At 68.2% G+C, this 940-nt stretch carries 1 protein-coding gene; it reads left to right on the forward strand.

The window, feature by feature from the left end; genetic code table 11:
- Positions 1-62 precede the first annotated feature (62 nt).
- A protein-coding gene (locus tag D452_RS30010) for an IS5 family transposase (RefSeq protein ID WP_394297100.1) occupies positions 63-940 on the forward strand; the annotation gives its coding sequence in 2 pieces (ribosomal slippage) (positions 63-431 and positions 434-940; 876 coding nt in all).

The following is a 940-nucleotide window of genomic DNA, read 5'->3' on the forward strand; positions in this document are numbered from 1 at the left end:
CCTAGGCACTGTTTTTTAGAAGTTGGGAGTGGAGCAGGGTCTGCGCTGGCATCGTGGTCGATGTGTCTGGCCGTCATGAACTCACCGATGCCGAGTGGGCCCTGCTCGCCCCGCTCCTGCCCGCCGACCCTGCCAAGGGCAAGAAGTGGGCCGATCACCGTAAGGTCATCAACGCGATCCTGTTCCGTGCCCGCACTGGCATTCCCTGGCGGGACCTACCAGAGCGCTACGGGCCCTGGGAGACCGCGGCCGGACGCCACCGCCGCTGGTCCATCGACGGCACCTGGCAAAGGATCGCCGACCGGCTGCGCATCGACGCCAACAGCGGCGAAGAGCTCATCGCGAGCATCGACTCGACCACCGTACGCGCCCACCAGCACGCTGCCGGGGCCGCGAAAAAGGGGACGCGGCGCGGGAGGAACCGGACGGGGTCGAAGCGCTCGGACGCTCCAGGGGCGGACTGACCACCAAGATCCACCTGCTCGCCGACCAGCACAGGCGTCCCCTGGTGCTGGCCACCACCCCAGGCCAGCGCGGGGACAGCACCATGTTCGAACCTTTGATGGCATCGCTGTGGCTGCCTCGCAGCACCGGCCGTCCACGCACCCGCCCGGACCGGGTCCTGGGGGATAAGGCCTACTCCAGCAAGGCCAACCGGGGCCACCTGCGCAAACGCAAGATCAAAGCGACCATCGCCCAGCCCCGTGACCAGCGTGAACATCGCAGGCGCAAGGGGGCGGCGGGCGGCAGGCCCCCGGCCTTCGACCGGGTGGCCTACCGCGACCGCAACACCGTGGAGCGGGCGGTCAACCTGCTCAAGCAGAACCGGGCGGTCGCGACCCGCTATGACAAGCGGGCCGCGATCTTCGACGGGACCGTGCAGGTGGCCTCGATCCGGATCTGGCTCCGTGACCTGACCCGTTCAAAAAACAGTGCCTAG

Origin of the sequence: Nocardiopsis prasina DSM 43845 (genome assembly GCF_000341265.1) — a bacterium.
In the GTDB taxonomy this organism is placed as follows: Bacteria; Actinomycetota; Actinomycetes; order Streptosporangiales; family Streptosporangiaceae; genus Nocardiopsis; species Nocardiopsis prasina.